General features: G+C 64.8%; 29 protein-coding genes, 2 tRNA genes and 1 riboswitch. Of the genes, 15 read left to right on the top strand and 16 right to left on the bottom strand.

Annotated elements, in window-relative coordinates:
* Positions 1-47 precede the first annotated feature (47 nt).
* The 4 genes from TQ38_RS04030 to thiC all read right to left on the bottom strand — a co-directional run bounded on the left by TQ38_RS04030 (position 48) and on the right by thiC (position 4,344).
* Entirely contained in the window at positions 48-866 is an 819-nt protein-coding gene (locus tag TQ38_RS04030) for a calcium-binding protein (RefSeq protein WP_240197939.1), read from the bottom strand.
* 414 nt (positions 867-1,280) lie between these two features.
* Entirely contained in the window at positions 1,281-2,027 is a 747-nt protein-coding gene (locus tag TQ38_RS04025) for a DUF72 domain-containing protein (protein WP_043972146.1), read from the bottom strand.
* A complete protein-coding gene (locus tag TQ38_RS04020; RefSeq protein ID WP_043972149.1) occupies positions 2,024-2,317 on the bottom strand; it encodes a hypothetical protein in 294 nt (97 codons plus the stop codon). The genes TQ38_RS04025 and TQ38_RS04020 overlap by 4 nt, the downstream gene beginning before the upstream one ends.
* A 125-nt stretch (positions 2,318-2,442) precedes the next feature.
* Positions 2,443-4,344, bottom strand: a complete 1,902-nt coding sequence (thiC, locus tag TQ38_RS04015; protein WP_043972152.1) for a phosphomethylpyrimidine synthase ThiC — start codon at positions 4,342-4,344, stop codon at positions 2,443-2,445.
* Between the two features lie 72 nt (positions 4,345-4,416).
* Positions 4,417-4,542, bottom strand: a riboswitch (TPP riboswitch).
* Between the two features lie 41 nt (positions 4,543-4,583).
* Between thiC and TQ38_RS04010 the strand changes: the two genes are divergently transcribed.
* Both TQ38_RS04010 and TQ38_RS04005 read left to right on the top strand, forming a co-directional pair.
* Complete coding sequence (locus tag TQ38_RS04010) at positions 4,584-5,216, top strand: SOS response-associated peptidase family protein (RefSeq protein ID WP_043972155.1); 633 nt, start codon at positions 4,584-4,586, stop codon at positions 5,214-5,216.
* 156 nt (positions 5,217-5,372) lie between these two features.
* Positions 5,373-5,966 (top strand): uracil-DNA glycosylase family protein, encoded by a 594-nt coding sequence (locus tag TQ38_RS04005; protein ID WP_043972157.1) that lies wholly within the window; start codon positions 5,373-5,375, stop codon positions 5,964-5,966.
* On the opposite strand, the gene TQ38_RS04000 is transcribed toward TQ38_RS04005, so the two are convergent.
* Together TQ38_RS04000 and TQ38_RS03995 are read right to left on the bottom strand one after the other, a co-directional pair.
* Entirely contained in the window at positions 5,954-6,799 is an 846-nt protein-coding gene (locus tag TQ38_RS04000) for a MipA/OmpV family protein (protein WP_043972159.1), read from the bottom strand. The two genes, TQ38_RS04005 and TQ38_RS04000, sit on opposite strands and share 13 nt — an antisense overlap.
* 77 nt (positions 6,800-6,876) lie before the next feature.
* Entirely contained in the window at positions 6,877-7,422 is a 546-nt protein-coding gene (locus TQ38_RS03995) for a GNAT family N-acetyltransferase (protein ID WP_043972161.1), read from the bottom strand.
* 74 nt (positions 7,423-7,496) lie between these two features.
* On the opposite strand from TQ38_RS03995, the gene crtY reads away from it, so the two are divergent.
* From crtY to TQ38_RS03965, 6 genes are all read left to right on the top strand, one after another.
* A complete protein-coding gene (crtY, locus tag TQ38_RS03990; protein ID WP_043972164.1) occupies positions 7,497-8,708 on the top strand; it encodes a lycopene beta-cyclase CrtY in 1,212 nt (403 codons plus the stop codon).
* Positions 8,705-10,183, top strand: a complete 1,479-nt coding sequence (locus TQ38_RS03985) for a phytoene desaturase (RefSeq protein ID WP_043972166.1) — start codon at positions 8,705-8,707, stop codon at positions 10,181-10,183. The genes crtY and TQ38_RS03985 overlap by 4 nt, the downstream gene beginning before the upstream one ends.
* Positions 10,180-10,617, top strand: coding sequence for a hypothetical protein (locus TQ38_RS03980; RefSeq protein WP_043972167.1), 438 nt, complete (start codon positions 10,180-10,182; stop codon positions 10,615-10,617). The genes TQ38_RS03985 and TQ38_RS03980 overlap by 4 nt, the downstream gene beginning before the upstream one ends.
* 1 nt (position 10,618) lies before the next feature.
* Positions 10,619-11,212 (top strand): TIGR00730 family Rossman fold protein, encoded by a 594-nt coding sequence (locus TQ38_RS03975; protein ID WP_043972169.1) that lies wholly within the window; start codon positions 10,619-10,621, stop codon positions 11,210-11,212.
* Positions 11,213-11,221: 9 nt separating this feature from the next.
* Positions 11,222-12,229 carry a phytoene/squalene synthase family protein gene (locus tag TQ38_RS03970; protein WP_043972172.1) on the top strand — a complete coding sequence of 336 codons (1,008 nt, stop codon included), beginning with the start codon at positions 11,222-11,224 and terminating at the stop codon, positions 12,227-12,229.
* 124 nt (positions 12,230-12,353) lie between these two features.
* Positions 12,354-12,503, top strand: a complete 150-nt coding sequence (locus TQ38_RS03965; RefSeq protein ID WP_113941880.1) for a lmo0937 family membrane protein — start codon at positions 12,354-12,356, stop codon at positions 12,501-12,503.
* 127 nt (positions 12,504-12,630) lie between these two features.
* Here TQ38_RS03965 and TQ38_RS03960 read toward each other — a convergent pair whose 3' ends face one another.
* On the bottom strand, positions 12,631-13,893 hold the full coding sequence (locus TQ38_RS03960; RefSeq protein ID WP_043972175.1) for a multidrug effflux MFS transporter: 1,263 nt from the start codon (positions 13,891-13,893) through the stop codon (positions 12,631-12,633).
* A gap of 91 nt (positions 13,894-13,984) precedes the next feature.
* Between TQ38_RS03960 and dinB the strand changes: the two genes are divergently transcribed.
* Entirely contained in the window at positions 13,985-15,097 is a 1,113-nt protein-coding gene (dinB, locus tag TQ38_RS03955; protein ID WP_043972178.1) for a DNA polymerase IV, read from the top strand.
* Positions 15,098-15,101: 4 nt separating this feature from the next.
* Here dinB and TQ38_RS03950 read toward each other — a convergent pair whose 3' ends face one another.
* The 4 genes from TQ38_RS03950 to lptB all read right to left on the bottom strand — a co-directional run bounded on the left by TQ38_RS03950 (position 15,102) and on the right by lptB (position 19,863).
* The gene (locus TQ38_RS03950) at positions 15,102-16,397 is read right to left on the bottom strand and encodes a glycosyltransferase (protein ID WP_043972181.1); all 1,296 of its coding nucleotides are present in this window, start codon (positions 16,395-16,397) and stop codon (positions 15,102-15,104) included.
* Between the two features lie 220 nt (positions 16,398-16,617).
* Positions 16,618-17,316: an energy transducer TonB gene (locus TQ38_RS03945; protein WP_043972183.1), complete on the bottom strand. Its 699-nt coding sequence runs from the start codon at positions 17,314-17,316 to the stop codon at positions 16,618-16,620.
* Between the two features lie 187 nt (positions 17,317-17,503).
* Entirely contained in the window at positions 17,504-19,018 is a 1,515-nt protein-coding gene (rpoN, locus tag TQ38_RS03940) for an RNA polymerase factor sigma-54 (protein WP_043972184.1), read from the bottom strand.
* 47 nt (positions 19,019-19,065) lie between these two features.
* A complete protein-coding gene (gene lptB, locus TQ38_RS03935; protein WP_043972185.1) occupies positions 19,066-19,863 on the bottom strand; it encodes an LPS export ABC transporter ATP-binding protein in 798 nt (265 codons plus the stop codon).
* A 350-nt stretch (positions 19,864-20,213) separates the two neighbouring features.
* Here lptB and TQ38_RS03930 point away from each other — a divergent pair, with 350 nt between their 5' ends.
* The 3 genes from TQ38_RS03930 (at position 20,214) to TQ38_RS03920 (ending at position 22,934) form a co-directional block, all read left to right on the top strand.
* Positions 20,214-20,543 (top strand): hypothetical protein, encoded by a 330-nt coding sequence (locus TQ38_RS03930; RefSeq protein ID WP_043973328.1) that lies wholly within the window; start codon positions 20,214-20,216, stop codon positions 20,541-20,543.
* 111 nt (positions 20,544-20,654) lie between these two features.
* On the top strand, positions 20,655-22,001 hold the full coding sequence (locus TQ38_RS03925) for a TldD/PmbA family protein (protein ID WP_043972187.1): 1,347 nt from the start codon (positions 20,655-20,657) through the stop codon (positions 21,999-22,001).
* A gap of 72 nt (positions 22,002-22,073) precedes the next feature.
* Positions 22,074-22,934, top strand: coding sequence for a class I SAM-dependent methyltransferase (locus TQ38_RS03920; protein ID WP_043972189.1), 861 nt, complete (start codon positions 22,074-22,076; stop codon positions 22,932-22,934).
* A gap of 72 nt (positions 22,935-23,006) precedes the next feature.
* Here TQ38_RS03920 and TQ38_RS03915 read toward each other — a convergent pair.
* From TQ38_RS03915 to TQ38_RS03905, 3 genes are all read right to left on the bottom strand, one after another.
* Positions 23,007-23,081 (bottom strand) — tRNA-Gly (locus TQ38_RS03915).
* Between the two features lie 132 nt (positions 23,082-23,213).
* Entirely contained in the window at positions 23,214-23,630 is a 417-nt protein-coding gene (locus tag TQ38_RS03910; protein WP_370059786.1) for a hypothetical protein, read from the bottom strand.
* Between the two features lie 91 nt (positions 23,631-23,721).
* A tRNA-Gly gene (locus TQ38_RS03905) sits at positions 23,722-23,796 on the bottom strand.
* A 235-nt stretch (positions 23,797-24,031) separates the two neighbouring features.
* Here TQ38_RS03905 and TQ38_RS03900 point away from each other — a divergent pair.
* The 3 genes from TQ38_RS03900 (at position 24,032) to TQ38_RS03890 (ending at position 25,902) form a co-directional block, all read left to right on the top strand.
* Positions 24,032-24,934 (top strand): tetratricopeptide repeat protein, encoded by a 903-nt coding sequence (locus tag TQ38_RS03900; RefSeq protein WP_043972191.1) that lies wholly within the window; start codon positions 24,032-24,034, stop codon positions 24,932-24,934.
* Positions 24,935-24,941: 7 nt separating this feature from the next.
* On the top strand, positions 24,942-25,556 hold the full coding sequence (locus tag TQ38_RS03895) for an LON peptidase substrate-binding domain-containing protein (protein WP_043972193.1): 615 nt from the start codon (positions 24,942-24,944) through the stop codon (positions 25,554-25,556).
* Between the two features lie 160 nt (positions 25,557-25,716).
* Positions 25,717-25,902: a hypothetical protein gene (locus TQ38_RS03890; RefSeq protein WP_162792202.1), complete on the top strand. Its 186-nt coding sequence runs from the start codon at positions 25,717-25,719 to the stop codon at positions 25,900-25,902.
* 50 nt (positions 25,903-25,952) lie between these two features.
* Here the strand turns inward: TQ38_RS03890 and TQ38_RS03885 are convergent, their stop codons facing one another.
* On the bottom strand, positions 25,953-26,279 hold the full coding sequence (locus TQ38_RS03885; RefSeq protein WP_043972198.1) for a YnfA family protein: 327 nt from the start codon (positions 26,277-26,279) through the stop codon (positions 25,953-25,955).
* Positions 26,280-26,289: 10 nt separating this feature from the next.
* Entirely contained in the window at positions 26,290-26,916 is a 627-nt protein-coding gene (locus TQ38_RS03880; protein WP_043972201.1) for a MarC family protein, read from the bottom strand.
* Between the last annotated feature and the right edge of the window lie 3 nt (positions 26,917-26,919).

Genomic DNA, 26,919 nt, shown 5'->3' with positions numbered 1-26,919 from the left:
GCGAGAGGGTTCCCCCGGCGCGCCGCACCGGGGGAACCTTTCATGCGTCAGGTGATGACCGCCTTGATGGCAGCCACCGCAGGACGGGGCGATAGATCGGCGTTGAACAGGCCGAAGTTGTTCATCTCGCTCGTCCCCGACCACGAAAACAGCTCGTAGATGCTGATCGTGTGGACGAAAGGCTTGCTCAGGGCAGCGGCGATGTCGGTCGAAAGAAGTTCGGCCTGCTTCGCGAGAGTTACCGGCGGCGAGGTCACGTTCTTGGAGCTGCCCCCCGTCGTGCGGCCCCATTCGGTAATCACCCCTTGGCTGTTCTTGCCCTGGGCGATCCTGGTCTTGAAGCTGGCCAGGCGGTCCTGGATCTTGGATTCAGGCGTCGGGTAGATATGGGTGTTACCATAGTCCGAAAAAGGCGCCTGCTGCGGCTGCATGAAGTCGTTGCTGGCGATGAAGGGGATCGATCGCAGCACCGGATCGACACCCTGCGCCGCCGTGAAGTCCTTCAGGAAGGCCATCAGGGCAGGCGCATTACCGGTACGGAAGCCCAGTCGGGGATCGGTGACACCGTGGTACGTCATCGGGTTGAGATCGGGTTCGTTGGGGCCTTCGATGGCCCAGATCGATCCCGGAACGACCGCCAGGAACGCCTTCATATCGGCAATGGTCCTGGCGATGTCACGCCCGGACAGGGTGAAGGAGAACTTCACGCCTGCCCTTGCCAGTCCGACGTAGGTGGCCCAGCCGGCGGTTCCCGTGAAAGGCTCGCGGCAGCGCATCTTGCGAACGCCGCCGAGCTTGTCGAGCGCGGTCATGATATTGCCCAGCTTGTACACCGACCCGGTATCCTGAGGCCTGCCCTGGACCATGATTCGGTCGATTCTGGACGTAGCCGCCATGAGGGGGTTGGAAATAAACGGCGCAACGGCCATCGCCCCGAGTATCTGTCGTCGGGAGAGCGGTGGTAGATCAATCATTGTTCAATAACTCCGGCTGCGACCCAAACATCGGAAAAACAACAATAACATCTTGTGTGTTATACTGGTCTTTCCTAAGCAGTCGGCGTATCTGACATAAAATAGGACCGCAAATCACACTACGTGATCTACGGACCTGGACGCCGCTTAGTCGAATCGACGGCCCCGCAAGTGACCGGTACGATGGGGCGTGGCAGATTTAAGATGATGAAGCGAACAAGGTTAACGGCCTGTTCGCAGATCATCTTCGCGTTGCTTTGCGATATGGTCACTTATTGCCGGAACTGGCCTGCGAAGTTCGCAAAGTCAGACGTCGGCCAGTCGCCCGATCAGGGCCTGCGCCGCAGCCGGAGCGCGTTCCTTGGCCCTGTTTATGAAGAACGCGAAGACATCGCGGCCTTGCTCCGACCATCCGCCGATGCGGCTGGCCCAATGGTCGAGGGCGGCATCGTCATAGCCCTGCTCAAGTTCGGCGCGGGCGTCCTGAAGGCGGAGGTAGACGAAAGGCGCCGTGTCGGCGGCATCCAGCACAGCGTACTTGGGGGAATCGGCGAGGATCACGGCGACGCCTGCCTTGCCCAGCAGCGCGTAAAAGGCGGGGTCATCGAAACTTTCATGCCGGGCCTCGATCGCGTGGCGCAGCGCGATGCCTTCATGGGCGGCAGGCAGAAGGGCGAGGAAAGCGGCGATCTCGTCGGCGTCGAACTTCTTGGTAGCGGCAAGCTGCCAGTTGATCGGCCCCAGCCGGTCGCCCAGTTCAACCAGACCCTGCCCCAGAAAATTTGCGACGCTCTCCCCCGCTTCGCCGAGGTTCTTGCGGTTCGTGCAGTAGCGCGAGCCTTTGAGGGCGAAGACGAAACCGTCCGGCACCGCATCGCGCCACTTCGCAAAGCTGGCAGGTTTCTGACGGCCGTAGAAAGTGGCGTTGATTTCGGTCGCGGTCAGATGTTCGCCCACGTAGGCAAGCTCTCGTGCCTGGGCCAGGCCCTTGGGGTAGAACAGGCCGCGCCACGGTTCATACGTCCAGCCGCCGATGCCGATGTGCGCGCTCATGATTTCTTGCGCGACAGGCGCTTGCGGTTGGCGGTCACCTTGCGGCGATAATGGCTGACGGCCTTCTGCGCGCTCTTTTTCGGCGAAGTCAGGCTCGACGTTGCCAGCATCGCCGCCACTTCGGCGCCGGCCCTCAGCTTTTCGTTCACCATCAGCCGGTTTTCGCGGTCGCTTCCCTTGCCTGTCATCATGTCGGTGGTGCGCATCCCCATGACCATCATGGATTCCGCCCATAGCCAGTAACTGTCGTTCGCCAGCTTGAACCAGTCGGTCGTGGAACTGCGCGCCATGCCCAAACCCCTCGTCATTCACGCGAAGGCAGGAATTCACCTTCCGACCAAGCCATAACACGCGAAGCCGGAAGATGGGTTCCCGCCTGTACGGGAATGACGAAGAATTAAAGCATCAACGCCGCTCAATCGTGTTCGCGGTCTCCGGCGCCCATGTAGAGTTCGCTGCCGGTGTCCTTGAACACCTTGCTCATCTCCATCATGCCCGCTTCGGCTTCCTCGGCGGCCCCTTCGGCAGGCTCAGGATCAGCGGCGAGGAAGCGGGTGCTGGGCTGGTTCTGCTTCGCGGCGAAATCGCGCACTTCCTGGCTGATCTTCATCGAGCAGAACTTCGGCCCGCACATCGAGCAGAAGTGTGCGGACTTGGCGCCTTCCGCCGGCAACGTCTGGTCGTGGTACTGCTCCGCCGTATCGGGATCGAGGCTCAGGTTGAACTGGTCGCGCCAGCGAAATTCGAAGCGGGCCTTCGAAAGCGCATCGTCGCGGACCTGCGCGGCGGGGTGGCCCTTGGCAAGGTCGGCGGCGTGGGCGGCCAGCTTGTAAGTGACCACGCCCACCTTCACGTCATCGCGGTCAGGCAGGCCAAGGTGCTCCTTGGGCGTCACGTAGCAGAGCATCGCGGTGCCGTACCAACCGATCTGGGCGGCGCCGATGCCGCTGGTGATGTGATCGTAACCGGGCGCGATATCGGTGGTGAGCGGGCCAAGCGTGTAGAACGGCGCCTCGCCGCAGGCCTCGAGCTGCTTTTCCATGTTCTCCTTGATCTTGTGCATCGGCACGTGGCCGGGGCCTTCGATCATGACCTGGACGTCCTGCGCCCAGGCCCGTTTGGTCAGTTCGCCAAGCGTGTAGAGTTCGGCGAACTGGGCCTCGTCGTTGGCGTCGTAGATCGAGCCGGGGCGCAGGCCGTCACCCAGCGAATAGGCCACGTCGTAAGCCTTCATGATCTCGGTGATCTCGTCGAAACGCTCGTAGAGAAAGCTCTCCTTATGGTGCGCCAGGCACCACTTGGCCATGATCGAACCGCCCCGGCTGACGATGCCGGTCATGCGCTTGGCGGCCAGCGGCACGTAAGGCAGGCGCACCCCGGCGTGGATCGTGAAGTAGTCCACGCCCTGTTCGGCCTGTTCGATCAGCGTGTCGGCGAAGATTTCCCAGGTGAGATCCTCGGCAATGCCGCCGACCTTCTCCAGCGCCTGATAAATCGGCACGGTCCCGATCGGCACCGGGGAATTGCGGATGATCCATTCGCGGGTGTCATGGATGTTGCGGCCGGTGGACAGGTCCATCACGGTGTCCGCACCCCAGCGGATCGACCAGACCATCTTGTCGACCTCGGATGCTACGTCGGAGGCGACGGCGGAATTGCCGATGTTGGCGTTGATCTTGACCAGGAAGTTGCGTCCGATCGCCATCGGTTCGGCTTCGGGGTGGTTGACGTTGCTGGGAATGATCGCCCGGCCGCGCGCCACTTCATTGCGCACGAATTCAGGCGTCACGTAATCGGGGATCGAGGCGCCGAAACTCTCGCCCGAACGCTCGTACCGCGCCAGCCGCGCGCGGCCCAGGTTCTCCCGCTCCGCGACGTATTCCATCTCAGGTGTAATGATGCCCCGGCGCGCGTAGTGCATCTGTGAGAGGTTCATGCCGGGCTTGGCGCGCAGGGGACGGCGCAAGGCGGCGGGGAACGGGGGCACGCCGCCGGAACGATCCGGGCCGAGCTGGCCGTTGTCTTCCGGCTTCACTTCACGCGGGGCGTATTCCTCGACATCGCCGCGCGCCAACTGCCAGTCGCGGCGCAGCGGGGCCAGGCCTGCGGAAATGTCGATTGCCGCATCAGTGTCGGTGTACGGGCCCGAGGTGTCGTAGACCCGCACCGGCGGCTCGCCGCTCGACGGTTCGAGGTATATCTCACGCATGGCGACCCGGATCTCGGGGTTGCTCTGCGCGGGGACGTGGATCTTCTTCGATCCGCGGATGGGACCGGTCGTAACGCCTATTTCCAGCTTGGAGTTGATGTCAGCCATGGATGCCTCTTTTCTTCCATGGGACGGAAAAAGAGACGGATTGCAGGCCCGATACATCGCAAAAGATGCTTACACGAAACCGCGTCCACTCCCTCCGCCCGTATTAACGGGTTCAGGTTCGACGGGTCGTGTGGAGCATACCCACACCTCTCAGCCCAGAGTCCGCTTGGACCCTGCTAGGCTCCCCGGGGTAGGGCGATGATAGACGCAGGCGCCCGGCAGGTCTAGAGGCGGCGGCGATGCCGATGCTCTATCGCCTGGACGCCGCCGCACTGGCCGTCGCCCGCCACTTCGGCGCCGAGGCGCGGGACGATCCCTGGGCAGGCGGGCATGTAGGGCCGGGCCAGTTCGCCCCGGTCATCACCGCCGGGCGCGAGGCGATCGCCGGGCCGCGCCCTCAGGGCAAGGCGCCGCGCCGCATGATCCCGCGCCTGTGGGGCGTGCCGCCGCCGCCCACGGTGCATGACGCCCCGCGCCACGGTATCCTGAGCGTGCGCAATCTCGACAGTCCGTTCTGGATCGGCAACTTGCGCAACAGCGAATTTCGCTGCCTGGTGCCCGCTACGATGTTCATGGAATGGGGCCGCCCCTCTCCCACCGATGGCAAGCGCCGCCAGTCCTGGTTTTCCTGCACCGACCAGCCGGTCTTCGCGATGGCGGCGGTGTGGAAGGACAGCGAAATCCCGTCGTTCGCGCTGCTGGCCTGCGAGGCGAATGCAGCGCTGAAAGCGCAGGGGCGCGAGACCATGCCGGTGATCCTGCCGCCCGATCCGGGAGCATGGGCGCTATGGCTGAACGGCGGGTGGGACCGGGTACGCGGCATGGCGGTGCCCTATTCGTCCTCGCTGATGGCGATGCGCGAACTGGGGTGAGTTGCGGCGGGGGGGCTTCGACAAGCTCAGCCTGACCCTTCGACAAGCTCAGGGTGAGCGGAAGTAGCGTAAAGCCCTCTACCCCGCTCAGGCTGAGCTTGTCGAAGCCCCGCCACACACCTTGCGCGTCATCACATCCAGCGCCATCTCGCAAACATGGCCACCGCACTCGACACCCTGCTCGGCGAAATCCGCGCCTGCCGCCTGTGCGAGCATGATCTGGGTTTCGAACCGCGCCCTTTCGTGGCGGCGCAGGCCAGCGCGCGAATGCTCATCATCGGGCAGGCTCCCGGCAGCAAGGTTCACGCCAGCGGCATTGGCTGGGACGACGACAGCGGCGACCGCCTGCGCGGCTGGCTGGGGCTGGACAAGGAGGCGTTCTATGATGCTGGCAGGATTGCGCAGATGCCCTCGGGCTTCTGCTATCCCGGCAAGGCCAGCGGCGGCGACAAACCGCCCCGGCCCGAATGCGCGCCGCGCTGGCATGGGCCTTTGCTGGCCCAGCTGCCTAACCTGAAGCTGACCCTGCTGGTCGGGCAATATGCGCAGAAACGCTATCTGCCCAAGCGTTTCGCGCCGAATCTCACCGAAGCGGTACGCAACTGGCGCGAGGCACCGGAGGGGCTGATCCCCCTCCCGCACCCCGCATGGCGCAGCCGTCTGTGGATGGCGAAGCACCCGTGGTTCGAGGCTGAGCTGCTACCCGCCCTGCGCGAACGGGTGGGCAGCGCGCTTGCTCAGAACGTGTAAGCCACGCCGCCGCCGATGATCCACTGGTTGGCATCACCCCGGATCGAGGTGAAAGGCGTGTCCTTGGCATCATTCAGCATGCGCGAATAATTGGCCACGCCGAACAGCGACAGCCCGCCGTCGCGCACGTCGCCGGACAGGTCGTAGGCCAGCAGCAACGAAGTGTTCACGCTGTCCCAGCCACCCTTGGCGCGGTAGACGGGAAGCCCGCTGGCCGCACTCTGCAGCGGGGTCACCGAGTAGTAATAGCTGGCGAAATCGTTGTCGACACGGCGGGCGCTGACGGCCAGCACGCCGACCAGTGCCGTGCTGAGCGGCGTTGCGTAGCTGATCGCCGGGTTGACCGTCATGCCCTTGTAAGCGCCGTTGACGTCCCACTTCACGTCGGCCGAGACCGTCAGCGCATCGTAGTCGCTTAGCAGCTTGTAAGCGGTGATGCCCGCGTTGAAGCCCACTTCAATCGCCGGATCCAGCTTGCCCGCTGCCCTGACGACCGGATCCTTGATCCGGCCGGCGCGGTTGGCCGAATAAGTCGCCACCGGACCCAGCGAAAAGCCGATCTTCGCGTCCTTGGGATCCTGGATGAAATCCAGCGCCACGCCCGCGACGCGCGGATTGATGTCCACGCCCTTGAAGTGTCCCCTGACCAGCGGGACCGGCGAAATGACGTAATCGTCCGAACCACGATAAGTCGGCACGTAGACCGCGCCAACGCCCACGGTGAGATAATCGCCGTCGAGAACGTTTTCTTCCGGCGCTTCCTGCGCGAAGACAGGGGAGGCGAAAAGCGCGGCCCCAGCCGCAAGCAGTGTGATGTTAAGGCGTGAGCGCATGGGTGTTCCCTGTAAACCGTTATGCGCGCAACGCACCGACGGGCAGAGTGTTTCCGCATTGCGGCAAACACTTTCGCTCAGGTGGCAGGATCGCCTTCCGGCAGGGTGTCGCCGCCATCGCCCAGCTTGCGCTGCATCAGGAAAACATCAAGCCACTGGCCATGTTTCCAGCCTGCCGCCGCCAGCGTGCCGACCGGGAAGAAACCGGCCCGCGCATGAAGCACCACCGAAGTCGGTTCCGACGCGGCGATCACTGCGAAAGCCTGGCGAAAGCCTCGCTTCTCGCACTCGTCCAGCAAGGCGGCCAGCAACGCGCTGCCGATGCCGCGCCCGATGCTGTCGCGCCGCACGAAAATCGATGTCTCCACGCTGAAGCGATACCCCGCGCGCGGGCCGTACCGGTGTGCGAAACCAAAGCCCAGTACCCGCCCCGCATCGTCACGAGTGACGAGGAAGGGATAGCCGCCCTCGACATGCTCCTGGATGCGGCGGCGCGATTCCGCCTCGTCCGGCGGGACGGTTTCGAACGTCGCCGTGCTTTCCAGCACGTAATGCGCGTAGATTTCGGCTACTGCGGCAGCATCGTCCAGCGATGCATCGCAAATGGTGAGTTCCCCTGTCATCAATTCGAAACATGCAGCAAAGCATAGAGCCTGCCAAGTTGCGGCAATCGTTCGCAGCCCCTAAACATGACGCGATGCAGCAAAATTCCGGCGACATGGGCGCACAGCCGACCTCCTGCGACCTTGCGATACTCGGCGGCGGCCTTGCCGGCGGCCTGATCGCGCTCGCGATGGCGGCGCGTCGCCCCGAACTTTCGGTCATGATCTTCGAACAGGGGGATACGCTGGGCGGCCGTCACGTCTGGTCGTTCTTCGCCAGCGACGTGGGTCTTGAGGGAGCGGCACTGGTCGAACCTCTGATCGCGGCGCGTTGGGAAGGTTATTCGGTCCGCTTTCCAGGCGCGGCGCGCGAACTGTCTTCACGCTATCGCAGCGCGACCAGCGAAAAGCTCGACGCCGCCGTTCGCGCGGCAATGCCCGCCGATCGTATCATGACCGGCGTGAAGGTAGCGCAGGCCGACACTGCCAGCGTCACCCTTGCGGATGGCCGCCGCTTCACCGCCGGGGCGGTCATCGACGCACGCGGAGCGCACGGCCTCGCCCATATGGCGGGCGGCTGGCAGAAGTTCGTGGGCCATACCCTGCGCCTGGCCGCGCCGCACGGTTTGACCCGCCCCGTGGTGATGGACGCCGCCGTCGAGCAGATCGACGGCTACCGCTTCGTCTATTGCCTGCCCTTCTCCGAAACCGAGGTCTTCGTCGAGGACACCTATTACTCGGATACCTCTCACCTCGACCTGCCAGCCCTGCGCCAGCGGATCGCCGATTATGCCGCCGCCGCCGGCTGGCGCATCGACGCCGTCGCCTATGAGGAAACCGGTGTGTTGCCGGTCATCGCCGCCGGAGATTTCGAGGCATTCTGGCGGGCCGGAGTCCCCCTGGCCCGCGCTGGCACGCGCGCCGCGCTGTGCCATCCGCTGACATCCTACTCGATTCCCGATGCAGTAAGATTCGCCCTGTACCTGACTACCCTCGACAACCTCTCGGGCGAGGCCCTAGTAGGGACAAGTCATGACTGGGCCGCACAGCACTGGCGCGAAGGACGCTTTTACCGGATGTTGAGCCGTATGCTTTTCGGCGCGTCCGATGGACCTGACCGCTGGCGGATGCTGGCGCGCTTCTACACCCTGCCCGAACCGCTGATCGAGCGTTTTTACGCCGGCCGCTCCACCGCGCTGGATATGGCGCGCGTATTGGCGGGCAAGCCGCCCGTGCCGGTGGGCGCGGCAATGGCCAGCCTTGCCGGGCGCGGGCGCCCTCTGGCCGATCTGGGAGCATCTTTATGAAACGAGCCTGCGTCATAGGCGCCGGCTTCGGCGGCCTAGCCCTTGCGGTGCGGCTGCAAAGCGCCGGCATCGCCACCACCCTGATCGAGGCCCGCGACAAGGTCGGCGGCCGCGCCTACGTGTGGGAGCGCGAGGGTTTCACCTTCGACGCCGGCCCCACCGTCGTCACCGACCCCGATTGCCTGCGCGAACTGTGGGCCCTGTCGGGCAGCGACATCGCCGACGATGTGTCGCTGATGCCGGTCATGCCCTTCTACCGCCTCAACTGGACCGACGGTGTCACGTTCGACTACTCGAACGACGAAGGCGCCCTGCGCCGCGAAATCGCCCGCGTCGCCCCCGCCGATCTCTCGGGCTATGAGGAGTTCGAGCGCTATGCCGCCGGGGTCTGGCAGGAAGGCTACGTCAAGCTGGGCCACGAGGCGTTTCTCGACTTCTCCAGCATGATAAAGGCCGCGCCGGCCATGATGCGCTATCAGGCGTGGCGGTCGGTCTATTCGATGGTTTCGCATTACGTGAAGGACGAGCATCTACGCCAGGCGCTCTCGTTCCACACCCTGCTGGTCGGCGGCAATCCGATGAAGACCAGCGCCATCTACGCCCTGATCCACAAGCTGGAAAAGGACGGGGGCGTCTGGTGGACCCGGGGCGGCACCAACAAGCTGGCGCAGGGCATGGCGCGGCTGTTCGAACGGCTTGGCGGCACGCTGCGGCTGGGCGACAAGGTCCGGCAGGTCCACACCATCGGCGATCAGGTGACCGAGGTCGAATGCGAAAGCGGCTGGCGCGAACGCTTCGATGCAGTGGCGTCCAATGGCGACCTCATGCACACTTACGGCACGCTTCTGGCCGACACCGCGCGCGGCCAGGAAATGTCGAAAAAACTGGCCAGGAAGAACTTCTCGCCCAGCCTTTTCGTCGTCCATTTCGGGCTGGAGGGCACATGGCCCGGCATCCCGCACCACACGATCCTGTTCGGCCCGCGCTACAAGGGCCTGCTCGACGATATCTTCGAGCATGGCGTGCTGCCGAACGACTTCTCGATCTACCTGCACCACCCCACCGTTACCGACCCGTCGATGGCGCCGGCAGGCAAGAGCACGTTCTACGCGCTCGTCCCCGTGCCCCACATGGGCAAGCTGCCGATCGACTGGGCAGAGGTCGGCCCGATCCTCGAGGCCCGCGTGATCGCGGAAGTGGGCCGCCGCCTGATCCCTGATATCGAAGACCGCATCGTCACCAGTTTCCACTACGCTCCGCCGGATTTCCAGGCGGACCTCGGCGCGTGGAAGGGCAATGCCTTCAGCCTCGAACCGCTGCTGACGCAGAGCGCGTTCTTCCGGGGCCACAACCGCGACGACAAGCTGAAGAACCTCTACCTCGTGGGCGCGGGCACCCATCCCGGCGCGGGCATTCCCGGTGTAGTCGGCAGCGCCAAGGCGACCGCCAAGCTGATGCTGGAAGCATTGCGATGAGCCGCCAGCTCCATGCCCTGCGCAGCGCCTGGGGCTGGACCGGCGTGGAATTCGCCGAAGTGGTGGCGCACAGCCTGATGGGCCATATGCTGGTTATCGACACGGCAGGCCTTTTTTATTACCTCGACCCGGACCTCGGCGCGGTGACGCTGCTGGGCGACGAAGCGGCGGCGCAGGCGCACATGGCGTTGGATGAAACCCAGGCCATCTGGCGCGCCGACAAGCTGGTCGATGCCGCCCTGGCGCGGCTCGGCGCTCCGGTTATCGGCGAGGTGTTCAGCCTCAAACCCCAGGCGCTCGTTGCCGGGGACTATGCCCATGAGAACCTTATCAGGATCGACCTCGTCGACCTGATCTATCTTTCCGGCGACATCGCCCGGCAGACACGCGATCTGCCGGACGGTGCGCACATCAATCTGAAAGTTGAAGACTGAAATGAAGCGCCTCGCCGTCTACTGCGGTTCCGCCACCCCCGCCGATCCGCGTTACGTCGAACTTGCCCGCGATGTGGGCACCGCTCTGGCCCAGCAGGGCATCGGCGTCGTTTACGGCGGCGGACGCCTGGGCCTGATGGGCGCAGTCGCGGGCGCGGCGCTGGCCGCTGGCGGCGAATGCCTGGGCGTGATCCCCGAAGCCCTTGTGGGCGGCAATGGACGCGGCGGCGAAGTCGCCAACTACGACTGCGAACTGACCATCGTTGCCGACATGCATGAGCGCAAGGCTGCCTTCACCCGCCTGTCCGACGGTTTCCTAGTGCTGCCCGGCGGGGTCGGCACCATGGACGAGCTGTGGGAAGCGGTAAGCTGGTCGCAGCTGGGCTATCACAACAAGCCTGTCGGCGTGCTCAATGCCTTCGGGTTCTACGACGGGCTGCTGGCCTTCAACCGGCACATGGCCGACGTGGGCTTCGTACGCCCCGCTCACCAGGGCATCATCCTTTCCGGCACGGAACTGGACCCGCTGCTGAACCTGATGCGCGCGCACGAACCGATCGTGCCGATCGTCAACATGGATCCGAACACGTTGTGAGATTTTCAGTTGCCGACTGAAAACCTTCTCGAATCCGTCGTTCACGAAGGTGGGCGCGCCCGGCGCGCCGCCCTCGTCACCGCCGCCCACGATTCCATCCGCAAGGGTTCCAAGAGCTTCGCCGCCGCCAGCCGCCTGTTCGATCGCACCACGCGCGAACGGGTCTGGCTGCTCTATGCCTGGTGCCGCGCCTGCGACGACATCGCTGACGAGCAGGACCACGGCCACCCCGCCGCACCGGTTCTGCTGGGCACCCGGCTCGACCCCGAATCGCGCCTCGCCACGATCCGCACCCTCACCGAACTGGCGATGGCGGGCGAGGAAACCGGCTCATCCGCCTTCGACGCGCTGGGCCAGCTGATGCGCGAAACCCCGGTGACCCGCGCCATGATCGAGGATGTGCTGGCCGGCTTCGCGCTCGACGCCGCCGACTGGCGCCCGCGCAGCGAGGCCGACATGCTGCGCTATTGCTACCACGTAGCGGGCGCCGTGGGGGTAATGATGGCCGCCGTGATGGGCGTACCGGCAGAGGACGAAGACACCCTCGACCGCGCCTGCGACCTGGGCATCGCCTTCCAACTTGGCAACATCGTGCGCGACGTGTGGGAGGACGACGCCAACGGGCGCTGTTACCTGCCCGTCGAATGGCTAGTCGAAGCGGACATCCCGCCCGGTGAAGTGACCAAGCCTCATTATCGCAGCTCCCTGGTCCCTCAAGTGGCGCGGGCCTGCGCGATGGCTCAGTATTACGAGGCCTCTGCCCGCGTTGGCGCCGCGCGCCTGGCCTTCCGCCAGCGCTGGGCGGTACTTTCGGCTGCGAACATTTACGGCGGCATCGCGCGTGAGGTGAAGCGGCTGGGCGCTCATGCCTGGGACCACCGCGTCACCATCGGCAAGGCGCGCAAGCTGACCTTCGTCGCCCGTGCGTTCATGGCCGCGCGCGGACCGGCGCCGGTGGCGGACAAGCCCGCCATGTCCCGGCGCGAACTGTCGGCACTGGCGCGGGCACGGCGCTGAAACGGCCCGGCCCTCGCCTTTGTGCGACCTGGGCCGCGACCGCTTCACATTCTGGAAATAATCCCGGGAGCCAGCCCCGCTTCCGTGCGTTCCTCCTGCACACAACCTCTCAGGAGAAACACCCATGCTGTTCACCATCGCCGCCATTCTGATCGTACTCTGGCTGCTGGGGCTGGTCGTGTTCAAGGTATCGGGTGCGCTGATCCACCTGCTGCTGGTAATCGCGATCGTCGTGGGTCTGGTCCAGCTGTTCCGCGGTCGCCGCGGGGTATAGGCCCTGCTCTGACCCCTGAAGCGCAAATTCCCTCAAGATACAACGAAACGACCCAGGGTAGCCTAAGCTGCCTTGGGTCGTTTCGTTTTGATCGCAATTTCGAGTAGGCGCGCCGCTCTCCGGCCGATCAGTGCTCCACTGGCGGCTTGTTCTTGTAGTAGCCGGGCGGATTGATGCGGCGGAACAGGCGGCCGTGTTCGGAATAGAGCACCAGCGCCAGCGCACCGAGGCCGAAGACCACCATCGCCGCCAGAATCGGCCTGGCACTGTTGTCGTAAGCCTGCCCGATCAGCGAACCCAGAACGGCCCCGATCACCACGCGCACGAACGACATCACCGATGCCGCCGCGCCGGCGATCCGCGCGAAGGGCTGCAAGGCGATTGCCTGGAAGTTGGCGCCCATGAAGCTCATCATGCACATGCTGAGGGTCATCAGTATGAGGAAGGTCCACAGCCCCTCACCCCGGAAGGCAAGAAACAGGTGCACCGCAGCCAGTCCGATGTAGGTCAGCAGCGCCGCGTGGCTGACCCGGCGCGCGCCGAAACGCTCAACAATGCGCGAATTGGCGAAGTTGGTGCAGGCCATGACCAGCGCCATGCCGCCGAACATCACGGGAAACAGGGTGCCCGCGCCGAAGTGTTCGCCCACCAACTGCTGCGCGCTGTTGAGATAGCCGAACATCGCCCCCTGCGTCAGCGCCGCGCCAAGGAAATAGCCCAGCGCCGCCCGCTCGCGCAGGGCCAGGCCCATGTTGCCGGTGATCACCTTGAGGTTCACCGGCTGGCGGAATTCCGGGTGCAGGGTTTCGGGCAGGCGCAGCCAGGCCCAGGCGAAGACGCCGCCGGCAAGCCCGCCCATGATCCCGAAAATCCAGCGCCACCCGGCGAACAGCAGTACCGACTGCCCGATCATCGGCGCGATCATCGGCACGACCATGAAGGTCATGGCGATCAGGGACTGGGTCCGCGCCATGCGGTCCCCGTCGAACCTGTCGCGAAGGATCGTCATCGGCATGACCATCATCGCAGAGGTGACCGCGCCCATCACGCCGCGCGCGACAAGTAGCAGTTCGAAGCTGCCGGAAATCGCGCAAAGCAGCGAAAGCAGCATGTAGGCGGCGATCGCCGCCAGCACCACCGGACGGCGCCCGAAGCGATCGGCCAGGGCACCGGGAAACAGCGAACCCAGCCCCGCGCAGATCAGGAATACACCGATGATGAGCTGCCGCTGGTTGGGGTCGGCAAGCTGGAGGTCCTTGCTGATCGCACCGAGCGCAGGCAACATGACGTCGATTGCCAAGGCCTGCAAAGCCTGCAGCGAAGCCATCATGGCCACGAATTCCAGTTCCTTCATTGGAAACTGGGGCGGATTGGCATCGGGGGCATGCATGCATGGCCATTGCAGCACTTGCCGCTAGTAAGCCAGCCATAATAACGAGGCCGATGGCGCTTTACCGGCAGGCGGAGCTATATGAAGCTCTATGGCGCCGCAGGATGAACATCGCGAGGAAGAAGCAGATGGCCTGCGCAAGATCATCCACGTCGACATGGACGCCTTCTACGCCAGCGTCGAACAGCGAGACGATCCATCGCTGCGAGGATTGCCGGTGGCGGTCGGCGGATCGTCGGGACGCGGGGTGGTCGCCGCTGCCAGCTATGAAGCGCGCCGCTTCGGCGTGCGCTCGGCGATGCCCTCGGTCCGCGCCCTGCGGCTTTGCCCCGAACTCGTGTTTCGCAAGCCCCGCTTCGAGGTCTACCGCGAAGTCAGCCGGCAGATTCGCGCCATCTTCCTGGACTATACCCCCCACGTCGAGCCGCTCTCCCTCGACGAGGCCTATCTCGACGTCACCGCCGATCTCAAGGGCATTGGCTCGGCAACCCGCATCGCACAGGAAATTCGCCGCCGCATCAAGGCCGACACGCAGCTGACCGCCAGCGCCGGCGTTTCCTACAACAAATTTCTCGCCAAGCTGGCCAGCGACCAGAACAAGCCCGACGGGCTGTGCGTGATCCGCCCCGGGCAGGGCGTGCAATTCGTTGCGGGCCTGCCGGTTCGCCGCTTCCACGGTGTCGGGCCGCGCGGCGCCGAGAAGATGGCCCGGCTCGGCATCGAGACCGGCGCAGACCTTGCCACCAAGGACCTTGCCTTCCTGCGCGCCAACTTCGGCAGCTTTGCCGAGTATCTGTTCCGCGCGGCGCGGGGCGTGGACCTGCGGCAGGTCCGCGCCGATCGCCCGCGCAAGTCATTGGGCGCCGAACGCACGTTCTTCGAGAACATCGAGGACCCGGCGGCACTTCGCGAAACGATGGACAACATCATCGACGTGGTATGGGAACGCATCGAGCGTGCCGAAACACGCGGCCGCACAGTCACACTGAAATTGCGCTACGCCGACTTCCAGACCCTGACCCGCGCCCGCTCGCTCACCCATTTCGTCACCGACAAGGCTGAGTTCTCGGGCATCGGCCATGCCCTGCTGGAAGACCAGCTGCCCCTGCCCCAGCCGATCCGGCTGATGGGCCTCACCCTCTCGGCGCTGGAGCAGGAGGAAGAAACACGGCCCGCAGCAGACGGGCAGTTGTCTCTGCTTTAGAGCCTCAACGCTCCCGCCTGCTGAGCAGCGCGAGGAGCGAAATCCGGTTGAAGAACCAGAGCCGCTGCAGTTCCAGCCCTGTGTACTTCGCCAGCGTATTGGCGAAAGTATAGGGCGAATACCAATGGTTGTGATCCGGGTGGACCGCCTCCAGAAATATGCCCGTCTGCGCCACGTAGTCGAAATGCCGCTGCCCGCATTGAAAGGCATCGGGCACCGAAATCAGAAACAGCCCCGCATCGACCGCATCCACCTGCGACAGAAAGCCGGCGACATCGGGCACATGCTCCATCACCTCCGGCACCAGCACGACATCGTAGCTGCCTGTGACCTGGGCGAAGTCGGTGAACAGTTCACCCAAGACATGGGGCCGCAACGCCTCCAGCGCCTCGGCATGGGGATCGAGACCGTCGAGCGCCGCGCAATGCGGTTCCAGGGCGACATGCAGCGAAGTGGCGGGATCGGTGATCGGCCAGTCCGCGCAGCCGACATGAAGCACTCGCTGCCCGGCGCACAGGCCCCGCAGTACGTCGAGCCGGCCAAGGCCCTCCAGTTCCGCGCTCACCTGCACCCGCTGAAGAAAGTAAGGCGCGTGGATCGACTCCAGCGGCGAGGTCACAGGTTCCGGCGGCTGCGGCGAAGGTACAGGCGCTGCGACGGCGGAAACATCGGCTTCGTACATCCGCTCGTAACTGCCCAGCGTCGAGCCCCAGAGCTGGTGGGCATAGACCTTGTCCGATCCTTCGTACGTCACCCCGGTGAAGTGGCGCGGGATGAAGTAATGGCTGGGGTAGATGCGCAGCGGCGTGTAGCAGTGCTCGCGGTAGCTGTCGGTGAGGCGCTGCGGGCCTACCGTCTGCCATGCCATTGCATCCGTCACGCTGGGCAAGGCGGCGATATCCTCGACGATCTGCCGGACGAAGGGGTTGCCGGGCTGGCAGCCGAAATATCCGGCAGCGATCAGGCCGGGCCGGGCGATCTCGCTTTCCCAGCAGGCGAAAGCCTCGCAGTCCAGCAGCCAGTCGTCGAGAGGCGCGGCGCAGATCGAATCGGCATCGAAGACCACGCCGCCATGTTCGAGGAGTATCTCCCAGCGCATCATGTCGGCTACGCCGTTCAACTCGCGGGTGCGCATCTGCGCCATGTGGTCTGCATTGATCCAGCCGCGGCCGTCGAGTTCGGCATTACCCCATAGGTGAAAACGCCATTGGGGGTGGGCGGCGCGCCAGGTAGCGATGCAGTTGTCGGGGCGTCTGCTTTCGTCGCCCACCCAGATGAAGTGAAAAGTCCTGGGGATCATGCTCGCGCCTCCGACTGCCGCCGGTCAGCAAGCTAGGGCGGCATGGTGAAGGCCGTCCAAAGCGCCTCTACGCATATGCCGAAGGGTCCTTCCCGGCCGATGGTGATGGCCGGGAAGGAAGGGTCAGAGCCTGTCAGCGTTCGTCAAACAGACTCTTCAGCCAGAGCGGGCGCGAAACGGCGAACGTGTCGGCCCAGGGCCGCCAGGCAATTCGCTACAATCAGTCCTGCGGAATCACCCAGCGGATGGTCCCGTCGTACGTACCGGCAACCTTGTCGCCCATCGCATCGCTGGCCGCATCGAAGCGGGCGCGCTTGGCCACATTGCGGCAGGTGGCGGCATCCAGCCCGGTATAGCCGCTCGACTGGGTTATGGTGCAGCCGGTCACCCGGCCGGCACCGTCGATGGCGAGGCGGAAGCGTACCGTTCCGGTATGCCCGGCGCGAATGTCGGTTGTGGGATAGTCTTCCGTCGTCACCCACCCCGCCACGTTACCGCGCGGCTTGGCGGTCTTCGGTGCGAAGCGGGCAGGCGGATCGCTGGGCACGGGGGTGATGATGAAACTTTCACCCTTGTCGATCGCCCCGCCGGTCGGCTGCACCGGGCCGATTGGCAGGACCGTCAGCGCAGTATCGGGGACGATCGGCAGCCTTGCCTCAGGCGCCCTGACAGGCGTCTCCGTCTGCACCGGCTTCTCAGGCAGGACCTTGGGCGTTTCCGTAGGCTGGGGCTGCATGGGAGCCGTCGGGTAAAGGTTGCTGGGCAAGTGTTTGGGAGGTTCGGGCGCGAACAGGTTGACGGCAAAGCCATTGACCAGCGCGACCGCGAGACCACCCTGGATCAGGGCCACGATACCGCCGGTCAGCGCCTTTTTTCGATTACCGGAATATCCGTCAGCATAAGGTTCTCTGAATGACATCGGCATCCTCTCCTCATGCGGCCCAAGTTCTGCGACCCATCGCAGGCCCGGCACCGTTCATGGCAAGAAGGATATCACGACCAATTTACTTGGGAATTGTTTTTTACTAAGGATACCAAGTGTTTAATTAGGCATGGCTATTATCACCATGCTTACTTCCTATTGCGGCGCAGCATTCGCCCGATAACTATCGGGCTGCGGCAAGAGCTTTATGGCGGCGGCGCTGCACTGAACTGCCCAGCCCGATCGCCTCGCGGTACTTGGCAACCGTGCGCCGGGCCAGCTCGAAACCCTTGGCCTTGAGCAGGTCCACCAGCGCGTCGTCGGACAGGATTGCCTTGGCATCCTCGGCGTCGATCAGCTGGCGAATGGCAGCCTTGACCGCTTCCGCCGAAGCCCCGCCCTCCCCGTCCGCCGATGCAACGCCCGAGCTGAAGAAGAATTTCAGCTCATAGGTGCCGCGCGGACAGTTGAGGAATTTGTTCGACGTGACGCGGCTGACCGTCGATTCGTGCATGCCGATCGCCTCGGCCACCGTACGCAGCGTCAGCGGCCTGAGCTGCGAGACGCCGTGGCGAAAAAAGCCCTCCTGCTGCTTCACCAGTTCGGCGGCGACCTTGAGAATGGTCTTCTGCCGCTGGTCGAGCGCCTTTATCAGCCAGTTGGCATCGGCCAGCTTGTCAGACAGCCAGGCGCGCGAGGTCTTGTCGGCGCAGTTGCCCTTGAGTTCGACATAGTAGCCGCGGTTGACGATAAGCCTGGGCAACGTCGCCTGGTTGAGCGCAATGTCCCAGCCGCTATCGACGCGGGGCGTGACGAGGATATCGGGCGTCACCGCCGCGCTCGGCATTCCGCCGAAACGCAGGCCCGGCTTGGGATCATAACCCCGCAGTTCGCCCAGCATGTCGGCGAAGTCCTCGTCGTCCACCCCGCAAAGGCGCTTGAGCCGAGGCAGTTCGCCGCGCGCCAGCAGGTCGAGGTTGTCGATCAGCTTGGCCATCAGCGGATCGTAGCGGTCCGCCTCGCGGGCCTGTAGCGCGATACATTCCGCAAGCGTGCGCGCGCCGACACCGGTGGGATCGAGGGCCTGTACCAGCGCGAGGCCAGCCTCCATCTCGGCCAGTTCGAGGCCGAGATCGCCCGCCAGTTCCGACAAGCTGACCGGCAGATACCCTGCCTCGTCAAGCTGGCCGATGATGTAATGCGCTACCCCGGCGGTCAGCGAATCACGCGCGGCAGCGCCGACCTGCGCTTCCAGATGTTCGACCAGCGTCCAGCCCAGTGCAGGGCGGTCATCGATTCCGGGGCCTTCCTCACCGCCGCCGCCGCGTATTTCGGCGCCCCAGTCGGCGCTATCGGCGCGCAGCTGCCCGTCGCCGGTGTCGCGGTCGCGGTCAAGTGCGCCTGTATCGATGTCTAGCGGACGGTCATCGGCACCGCGGCCTTCACCGATCAACTGGTCGACCGAAGAACCTTCCAGCGTGGTGCGCCGTTCGTCCGGCAGCGGCTCGCCAGGCATTTCGACCGAATCGCCGGATGCCGCCGCGCCTACGTCCAGCAACGGATTGGCGTCGAGCGCCTCGCCGATAAAGGTTTCGATTTCGAGATTGGACAGCGCCAGCAGCTTGATCGCCTGCTGAAGCTGCGGCGTCATCACCAGCGACTGGCTCTGCCTGATATCCAGGCGTGGCCCCAGAGCCATGGCTCAGACGTCCTGTCTGAACGTATCCACGGCGCGCAGGCCAGCCATTACAGCGTAAAGCCTTCGCCCAGATAGAGCCTGCGCACGTTTTCGTCCGCCACCAGCGCCTCTGGGCTGCCCGCGAAGAGGACCTGCCCGCCATAGATGATGCAGGCACGGTCAACGATGTCGAGCGTTTCACGCACGTTATGGTCGGTGATGAGCACGCCGATACCGCGGGTCTTGAGGTCGCGCACAAGGTCGCGGATGTCCGAGATCGACAGTGGATCGATGCCCGCGAACGGTTCGTCCAGCAGCATGATCGAAGGCTTGGCGGCCAATGCGCGGGCAATCTCGCACCGGCGGCGTTCACCGCCCGACAGCGCCATCGCCGCGCTGGAGCGCAGGCGGGTGAGGCCGAATTCGTCAAGCAGCCGGTCCAGCTCGGCCTGGCGCACGTCCTTGTCCGGCTCATTGAGTTCGAGCACGGCGCCGATGTTCTGTTCCACCGTCAGGCCCCGAAAGATCGAGGTTTCCTGCGGCAGGTAGCCCAGCCCCAGGATCGCGCGGCGGTACATCGGCAGACGGGTCACATCGACGCCGTCCATCAGGATGCGGCCCGAATCAGGCCGCACCAGCCCCATGATCGAATAGAAACAGGTGGTCTTGCCCGCACCATTGGGCCCGAGCAGGCCGAGAACCTCACCCTTCGCCACCGACAGCGAGATGTCGCTCAGGACAGTGCGCTTGTCATAGCTTTTGGCGATCGAAATAACCTCGAGCCCGCCGTTCTGAGCGAGAAGCGCGGCATCGGTAGCGCCGTGGTCGGCGCCGTGGTCCTGCGGAAGATCGGTGCTGGCAGTCATCGCGCGGGACCTAACGCAGGCAGGCGTGGCTCCGCAAGCAGGCATTTGTGCATAGTCGTGCCGGTTGGCAGGTTTCGTGCATGTCTCATACCAGGCCTACCTTGCTGCAATGCATCACGCCCTTCGCAGTTGCAGAAAATAAAAGTGAATTTGACCTGAATGACATTAGGTGATGTACTCTCGTGAACAAGGACGCGGCCCACATACCGACGAGGAAAATTGCCCTCATGGACAGGATATCGGAACATGCAGCGCATCAATTGGCGCCCGGTTCCAACGCGGGCGCATCGGGCACGCCCCAGGCAGGCGCTTTTTCTCACGATTCGGAGGCAAAGGGGCGTGGCGCAAGAATGATCGACTGGCGCCGCAAGATGAGCGATCACATCGCCTATGCCCTCCTCGTCTATACCACCCTGCAGATTTTCGTGACGGTCGGCGCGCTCAAGGCGCATGGCGGTTCGCTGCTGCCCTACTTCGCGCTGGTGATCCTGGTCGTCGCGATCATTCCGGCCTGCCGCCGTTTCGAATCGCGCTGGAACCGCCTGACCGACGAGCAAGCCCATGACCTGTCTCTGGCTCCCTACTACAAGCGCGACCGGCTGGCGCTGTGGGCGCTCGCCATTGGGCTGCCTTTTGCGCTGACTGCTCTGTTCAAGGGTCTCGCCCTCGTTTTCAAATAGGTCCCGCAGCACTACACCCAGGCAATCCGCGCAACTCCCGTTTGCCCTTCGTCCATGCGGCGACTAGGGCGGGCGCCACGTATTATCGGCACTCGGGAGTTCACAACCACCATGCTTACCCCGGATCAGGCAAGGGACCGCGCACTCGATCTCGTGGACCGCGCGCGCCGCGCCGGGGCCGATGCCGCCGACGCCGTCTATGGCGCCAGTTCCTCCGAAGGCATCCAGGTGCGCCTGGGCAAGCTGGAGGATGTCGAGCGCTCCGAAAGCGAGCACATCGCTCTGCGGGTGTTTTCGGGCACGCGCTCGGCCAGCATCGGCTCGTCCGACCTCTCGCCCGCCGCGCTGGACGAACTTGCCGCCCGCGCGATCGACATGGCCCGCGCCGCGCCCGAGGATGCTTACGCCGGCTTCGCGCCCGCAGAACTGCTGACCCGAGGCCCCTGGCCCGAACTCGACCTGATCGACTCGGCCGAGCCAGCCCCCGCCGCCTTGCGCGCCATGGCCGAAGAAGCCGAGGACGCCGCCCGCGCGGTTGCCGGCGTCACCAATTCCGATGGCGCCACCGCCAGCGCCGGCCTCGGCGTCTTCGCGCTGGCGACCAGCCATGGCTTTTCCGGCGCCTATGGCTCCACCAACCACTCGATCAGCGCATCGGTGGTCGGCGGCGAAGGTTCGGGCAAGCAGCGCGACAACGCCTGGCGCAGCGCGCATCACGGCGCCGACCTGCCCTCCCCCGCAGAGATCGGCCGCTTTGCGGGCGAACGCACGGTAGCGAAACTGGGCTCGGGTAAGATGAAAAGCGGCGGGATGCCGGTCGTGTTCGATCCGCGCGTTTCCGCCACGCTGGTCGGCCACCTGCTGGGCGCGATCACCGGCAATGCCATCGCCCGGCGCTCCAGCTTCCTGCTCGACAAGCTGGGCGAGCAAATCTTCGCCCCCGGCATTCTGATCGCGGAAGATCCCCATGCGCTGCGTGGCCTGCGCTCGCGCCCGTTCGACGGCGAAGGGCTGGCGACGCGCGCGCGCAATATCGTCGAGGACGGCCGGGTCACCGGCTGGCTGCTCGATTCGGCCTCCGCCCGCCAGCTTGGCGGCGTGCCCACGGGCCATGCCGCGCGTAGCGGCGGCGGCGCTCCGGGTGTGACGACGGGCAACATCCACCTCGCGGCAGGCGCCCTCTCGCCGGCCGAGTTGATGGCCGACATCGCCGACGGCGTTTATGTAACGGAACTGATCGGCCAAGGCGTCAACGGTGTCACCGGCGATTACAGCCGGGGCGCAGCGGGCTTCCGCATCGTCGGCGGCCAGCTTGCCGGGCCGATCGCGGAATTTACCATCGCCGGCAACCTGCTGCGCATGTTCGCGCAGATGACTGCCGCCAGCGATCTCGAATGGTACCGTGCCATCAACGTGCCGACCTTGCGCGTAGACGGCATGACCATCGCTGGAGACTGAGGCGCCGGGAGCGGCACTTGCCTTGAATTGGCGAACCTCCTACTTGCGAATATCTCGCAATTAGGAGGTTCGATGACCGCACAGAATGCCTATCAGGTTGCAGATTGGAACGGCCGCAGCGGAGAACGCTGGGTAGCCAATCAGCAGCGCCTCGACGCGATGCTGGACGTTTTCGGCAAAGCTGCAATCGCAGCCGCCGCGCCCTTGCAGGGCGAAAAGGTGGTGGATGTCGGCTGCGGTGCGGGCGCATCCAGCTTTGCGCTGGCAGAACTGGTTGGCGCGCACGGCCGGGTGATCGGCCTCGACATCTCCGCTCCCTTGATCGCACATGCTCGCGAACTTGCCCGCGCAGACGTGCCGGTCGATTTCCGCGTGGCAGATGCGGCCGCCGATCTCGGCCTGGCAGGCTTCGACCTGCTCTATTCGCGTTTCGGGGTGATGTTCTTCGACGATCCTGCCGGCGCATTCGCCGCATTGCGCGGCGCGCTGAAACCCGGCGGACGACTGGCTTTCGTATGCTGGCAAGGTGCGGCCGAGAACGACTGGATCCGCCTGCCGATGGGCGCGATCCGCGATCTTCTTCCGCCCCCGCCGCCGCCCGCTCCCGAGGCGCCCGGCCCGTTCTCGTTCGGCGATCCGGCTCGAATCACGCGGATTCTGGAGAGCGCCGGCTTCACCCAGGTCGATATCGCGCCTTTCACACAGGCCATTCCTTTCGGCCAAGGCGCGACGCGCGAAGCCGCCGTCGACGACGCGCTGGAGATGGCGTTCGAGGTAGGTCCCCTCTCACGCGCCTTGGCCGACCAGGACGAAGACCTGCGCAGGCGCGCTGCGACAGCAGTCAGGGCCGCCTTTGCGCGGCGCCCGGGCGAACGCTCGGTCATGATCGATGCGGCGGCGTGGATCGTCACGGCGCGCAGTCCGGCGGCCTGACAATGCGCACGAACGCGGGATGGGAACCAACCCGTGTTCGACCGACGATGTATCTGGGAGTACCGCAAAAACTGGAGCGGGCGAAGGGATTCGAACCCTCGACCCCAACCTTGGCAAGGTTGTGCTCTACCACTGAGCTACGCCCGCTCTGGCGTTTTAAGGACCGGTTCGCCGAGGCGCTCCGTCCGGGTGGAGGGGCCACTAGCAGCGCTTCGCCCCCTCGGCAAGAGGGGCAAATGGGAAAAACGACCGAAGCGCAATTCGCGCCGAAAACCGCGCCTAACGCGTGCGGCGATGCCAGCCGAACGCCAGCGTCACCACTGCCAACATCAACAGGATCGCACAGGTATCGGCGGCAAGGTCCATCCATTCCGCATCACGGTGCAGCACTGGGATCATCTGGACGATTTCGATGCCCGCGCCGACCGCCACCAGGCTCAGCGCGATCCTGATCTTCGACATGCTCGGATACGCCAGCACGGCCAGTACCGCGAGCGTGGCAAAGGCCATCATGTGCTGGAACTTGTCGTTCATCTCCCCCGCCAACTGCGGCGGGTGCGGCAGCACCGCCATGGTGACGGCGAAGGCCAAGGCGGCCCAGAAAGCGATTCGGAAGATGCTTTGCATGACGCCGTTATCGCGCTGCAGCACAGCGGATTCAAATTGAACTTGTGTCATCGCGCGCCGATGCGCCACGTTTTGTCGAAAAACTGGATGGGGGACGCAGGAAAACCGCCCAGACCCAAAGAGGGTTGAACGGCAATTTCTACCACATGTCAGGAGAAACTGGAGCGGGCGAAGGGATTCGAACCCTCGACCCCAACCTTGGCAAGGTTGTGCTCTACCACTGAGCTACGCCCGCTCTGGCGTTACCACGATGCGGGCGGCGTTGGCCGGGTCCGGTGTGGAGGGGCGCCACTAGCAGCGGTTTCCAACCCCCGCAAGAGAGAAGTGCAAGAAAACTGCAAGACATTGCGAGACACCTGCAATTACCACGGGCAGCATTGCATTGACCCTTCACAAACGGCGCTGGAAACCCGATCTAGGGGGCTGACATCCAGCCCTCAACCACTACGGGAGCACGAATCTTGGCCAGCATGGGTCTTAATCTCGACGAGCAGAAGGCAGTGGACCGGTTTCGCCAGGCGGTGGCCGAGCCTTCGATGACCCAGCTCGTGATTCTCGACTTCTGGGCAGAGTGGTGCGGGCCGTGCAAGGCGCTGACCCCGCTGCTCGAAAAGGTCGCCGCGGAATATGCCGACAAGGGCGTGATCCTCGCCAAGGTCAACGTCGACGAGGAACAGTTCATCGCCTCGCAGTTCCAGGTCCGCTCGATCCCAACGGTCTATGCGATCTTCCAGGGCCAGCCGGTGGCGGATCTGACCAATGCCCGCAGCGAATCGCAGCTCAAGACGATGATCGACCAGCTGCTGGAAAAGCTGCCCGTGCAGCCTGCTGGCGCCGAGCCGCAAGTGGACCTCGTCCCACTGATCGCCATGGCCGAGGAAGCTCTGGCTGCCGGCGATGGTGAGCGTGCCGCCAGCATCTACATGCAGATCCTCGAGGTCGCGCCTGACAACGGCGAAGTGATTGCCGGACTGATCCGCTCCTTCGTGGCCGCCGGGCGATTGGAAGAGGCCGCGCAGGTCCTCGATTCGCTGGGCGAGCCGCTGACTGCCGATCCCCATGTCGAACGCGCCCGCAAGGCGCTGGCGCTGGTGCAGGACAAGCCCGAGGACAACGAACTGGCGGCCTTGCGCGCCGCCGCTGCCGAGCGCCCTGCCGACATGGAGGCGCAGTTCGCCTTCGCCGCCGCCGCTTTTGCAGCCGGAGAGCGTGACGCCGCCGCCGAGACGCTGCTGAGCATGGTCGCTGCCGACCGCGAGTGGAACGAAAGCGCCGCACGCACGAAGCTGCTGGAGATCTTCGAGGCCGTGGGGCTGGAAGATCCTTGGGTGTCGGCGACCCGGCGCAAACTTTCCACCGTGCTTTTCGGCTGAGCCAGAGTTGCCACGGGTCACGATCTTTCCCCTCGCCGGTACGGTCCTCTATCCGGGACTGCAGCTGCCGCTCCACATCTTCGAGCCCCGCTACCGCGCGATGGTGAGCGATGCGCTGGCCCGTGACCGGCTCATCGGCATGATCCAGCCGCAGCGCCCCGCAGAAGGCTCCACGCTCTACACCGTGGGCTGCCTGGGCCGCATCGGCGATGTGGAGGCGCTGGAAGACGGGCGCTTCAACATCGTGCTGGAGGGTGAGACCCGCTTCAGGGTGCTGCGCGAACTGACCGTGACAACGCCCTTCCGGCAGGTCGAGGCCGAACTGCTGGCCGAGAACAACGACGAAGTCCTCGCCCCGATCGAGCGCGCCAGCTTCGAACGCGAGGCCCGCCGCTTCGCGGATTCGCAGGGCTATGTGGTCGATTGGGATCAGGTGGGGCGGCTCGACGACCTCTCGCTGATCAACGGCGTTTCGCAGATCGCGCCGTTCGATCCGGCCGCCAAACAGGCCTTGCTGGAAGCGTCCGGCCTTGGCGCAAGGTGCGAACTGCTCGTCCAGCTCATGCAGTTCTTCGGCCGCACCAGCGGCGACGACGACGAAGACGGCGCGACCTTGCAGTAAGGCGGCAGATTGTGGCCGGGCCTTCGGCGGGCGCAGGCCAGCCGTGGCCGCTGCACGCTTCATCCCGCCTTTGCCTCGGCCCGCAGGAAAATCACTGGTGCACGAGGCTGGCTCAACATAGCCTGCAATTGGGGAAGGCGCGATGCAGGGAGACTGCGTCATGAAAAAGCGCGTCCGGGGTTCTCGAATTCATTTCAAGACGATTTTGGCTCTTACATTGGGCTTGTGGATGCTGCTCATCGGCACCGCCCTGGCCCTTCAGGCGGCCTTGACCCATGACGGCTCGCCGCAAGGTAGGTCCGCCGATAGCCGTCACTGGCCGGGTCATTATCCGGCGGACGGATAGCGCCGATCGACGGGTAGAGCATCCCCTCCCCCAACTGGGAGAGTAACAAGTTACGCCCTGTGCGGTGCCAGCAGGATCACTGCAGCGCCCGCGAGGCACAGGCCTGCGCCCAGCATGTCCCAGCGGTCAGGCCGCACGCCCTCGGCCAGCCATAGCCAGATCAGGGCCGAAGTGATGTAGATACCGCCATAGGCCGCATAGGCGCGGCCCGCCTGCGAGGTGTCCACCAGCGTCAGCAGATAGGCGAACAGCACCAGCGAGGCGCAGCCAGGGACCAGCCACCACACGCTTTTCGACAGGCGCAGCCACGCCCAGAACGCAAAGCACCCGGCAATCTCCGCCAGCGCCGCGCAGGCGTATATCGCGAAAGCCGGCATCAAGGCCGGTTCATCCCGGCAGCAGCGACGACTTGACCCCGTCGATGACGTATTGCGCCGCCAGCGCGGCCAGCAGAACGCCAAGAAGGCGGGTAATCACCGCCTCCACCTTGTCGCCCAGCACCCGCATCAGTGGCCCGGCCGAGGCAAGCGCGGCGAAGCTCAGCAGCATCACTGCCAGCATCGCGCCCAGGATCACCAGCGTCTGCCCGTCGCCCTTGGCGCGCGAGGTGAGCAGCATCATCGTCGCGATCGAGCCGGGCCCTGCGAGCATCGGCATCGCCATCGGGAAAACCGAGACGTCCTCAACCTCGGTATTGGCCATGATCTTCTCGGCGCGTTCCTCGCGGCGCTGGGTCCGCTTTTCGAAGACCATGTCGACCGCGATCATGAACAGCATGATGCCGCCCGCGATGCGAAAGGCGTCGAGTTCGATGTGCAGCGCGCCGAGCAGGCGTTCGCCGAACAAGCCGAAGACGATCAGGATGCCGCTGGCGATGAGGCAGGCACGCGCCGCCATGACGATGGCCTGACGGCGGCTCGCCCCGGCCGAAAGCCCGGCATAGATCGGCGCGCAGCCCGGCGGATCGATCACCACGAACAGGGTGATGAAGGCGCTGACAAAAAGTTCGTACATTCT

Origin of the sequence: Novosphingobium sp. P6W, assembly GCF_000876675.2 — a bacterium.
Taxonomy (GTDB): domain Bacteria; phylum Pseudomonadota; class Alphaproteobacteria; order Sphingomonadales; family Sphingomonadaceae; genus Novosphingobium.
Note: the sequence above shows the minus strand (reverse complement) of the source record. Positions and strands in the feature narration are given on the sequence as shown.

Bases quoted from the DNA above. Each gene is read 5' to 3' on its own strand.
- TQ38_RS04030 (WP_240197939.1), bottom strand. From the start codon at position 866: ATGGTCCAGGGCAGGCCTCAGGATACCGGGTCGGTGTACAAGCTGGGC.
- TQ38_RS04025 (WP_043972146.1), bottom strand. From the start codon at position 2,027: ATGAGCGCGCACATCGGCATCGGCGGCTGGACGTATGAACCGTGGCGC.
- TQ38_RS04020 (WP_043972149.1), bottom strand. From the start codon at position 2,317: ATGGCGCGCAGTTCCACGACCGACTGGTTCAAGCTGGCGAACGACAGT.
- thiC (WP_043972152.1), bottom strand. From the start codon at position 4,344: ATGGCTGACATCAACTCCAAGCTGGAAATAGGCGTTACGACCGGTCCC.
- TQ38_RS04010 (WP_043972155.1), top strand. From the start codon at position 4,584: ATGCCGATGCTCTATCGCCTGGACGCCGCCGCACTGGCCGTCGCCCGC.
- TQ38_RS04005 (WP_043972157.1), top strand. From the start codon at position 5,373: ATGGCCACCGCACTCGACACCCTGCTCGGCGAAATCCGCGCCTGCCGC.
- TQ38_RS04000 (WP_043972159.1), bottom strand. From the start codon at position 6,799: ATGCGCTCACGCCTTAACATCACACTGCTTGCGGCTGGGGCCGCGCTT.
- TQ38_RS03995 (WP_043972161.1), bottom strand. From the start codon at position 7,422: ATGACAGGGGAACTCACCATTTGCGATGCATCGCTGGACGATGCTGCC.
- crtY (WP_043972164.1), top strand. From the start codon at position 7,497: ATGCAGCAAAATTCCGGCGACATGGGCGCACAGCCGACCTCCTGCGAC.
- TQ38_RS03985 (WP_043972166.1), top strand. From the start codon at position 8,705: ATGAAACGAGCCTGCGTCATAGGCGCCGGCTTCGGCGGCCTAGCCCTT.
- TQ38_RS03980 (WP_043972167.1), top strand. From the start codon at position 10,180: ATGAGCCGCCAGCTCCATGCCCTGCGCAGCGCCTGGGGCTGGACCGGC.
- TQ38_RS03975 (WP_043972169.1), top strand. From the start codon at position 10,619: ATGAAGCGCCTCGCCGTCTACTGCGGTTCCGCCACCCCCGCCGATCCG.
- TQ38_RS03965 (WP_113941880.1), top strand. From the start codon at position 12,354: ATGCTGTTCACCATCGCCGCCATTCTGATCGTACTCTGGCTGCTGGGG.
- TQ38_RS03960 (WP_043972175.1), bottom strand. From the start codon at position 13,893: ATGCATGCCCCCGATGCCAATCCGCCCCAGTTTCCAATGAAGGAACTG.
- dinB (WP_043972178.1), top strand. From the start codon at position 13,985: ATGGCGCCGCAGGATGAACATCGCGAGGAAGAAGCAGATGGCCTGCGC.
- TQ38_RS03950 (WP_043972181.1), bottom strand. From the start codon at position 16,397: ATGATCCCCAGGACTTTTCACTTCATCTGGGTGGGCGACGAAAGCAGA.
- TQ38_RS03945 (WP_043972183.1), bottom strand. From the start codon at position 17,316: ATGTCATTCAGAGAACCTTATGCTGACGGATATTCCGGTAATCGAAAA.
- rpoN (WP_043972184.1), bottom strand. From the start codon at position 19,018: ATGGCTCTGGGGCCACGCCTGGATATCAGGCAGAGCCAGTCGCTGGTG.
- lptB (WP_043972185.1), bottom strand. From the start codon at position 19,863: ATGACTGCCAGCACCGATCTTCCGCAGGACCACGGCGCCGACCACGGC.
- TQ38_RS03930 (WP_043973328.1), top strand. From the start codon at position 20,214: ATGATCGACTGGCGCCGCAAGATGAGCGATCACATCGCCTATGCCCTC.
- TQ38_RS03925 (WP_043972187.1), top strand. From the start codon at position 20,655: ATGCTTACCCCGGATCAGGCAAGGGACCGCGCACTCGATCTCGTGGAC.
- TQ38_RS03920 (WP_043972189.1), top strand. From the start codon at position 22,074: ATGACCGCACAGAATGCCTATCAGGTTGCAGATTGGAACGGCCGCAGC.
- TQ38_RS03900 (WP_043972191.1), top strand. From the start codon at position 24,032: ATGGGTCTTAATCTCGACGAGCAGAAGGCAGTGGACCGGTTTCGCCAG.
- TQ38_RS03890 (WP_162792202.1), top strand. From the start codon at position 25,717: ATGAAAAAGCGCGTCCGGGGTTCTCGAATTCATTTCAAGACGATTTTG.
- TQ38_RS03885 (WP_043972198.1), bottom strand. From the start codon at position 26,279: ATGCCGGCTTTCGCGATATACGCCTGCGCGGCGCTGGCGGAGATTGCC.
- TQ38_RS03880 (WP_043972201.1), bottom strand. From the start codon at position 26,916: ATGTACGAACTTTTTGTCAGCGCCTTCATCACCCTGTTCGTGGTGATC.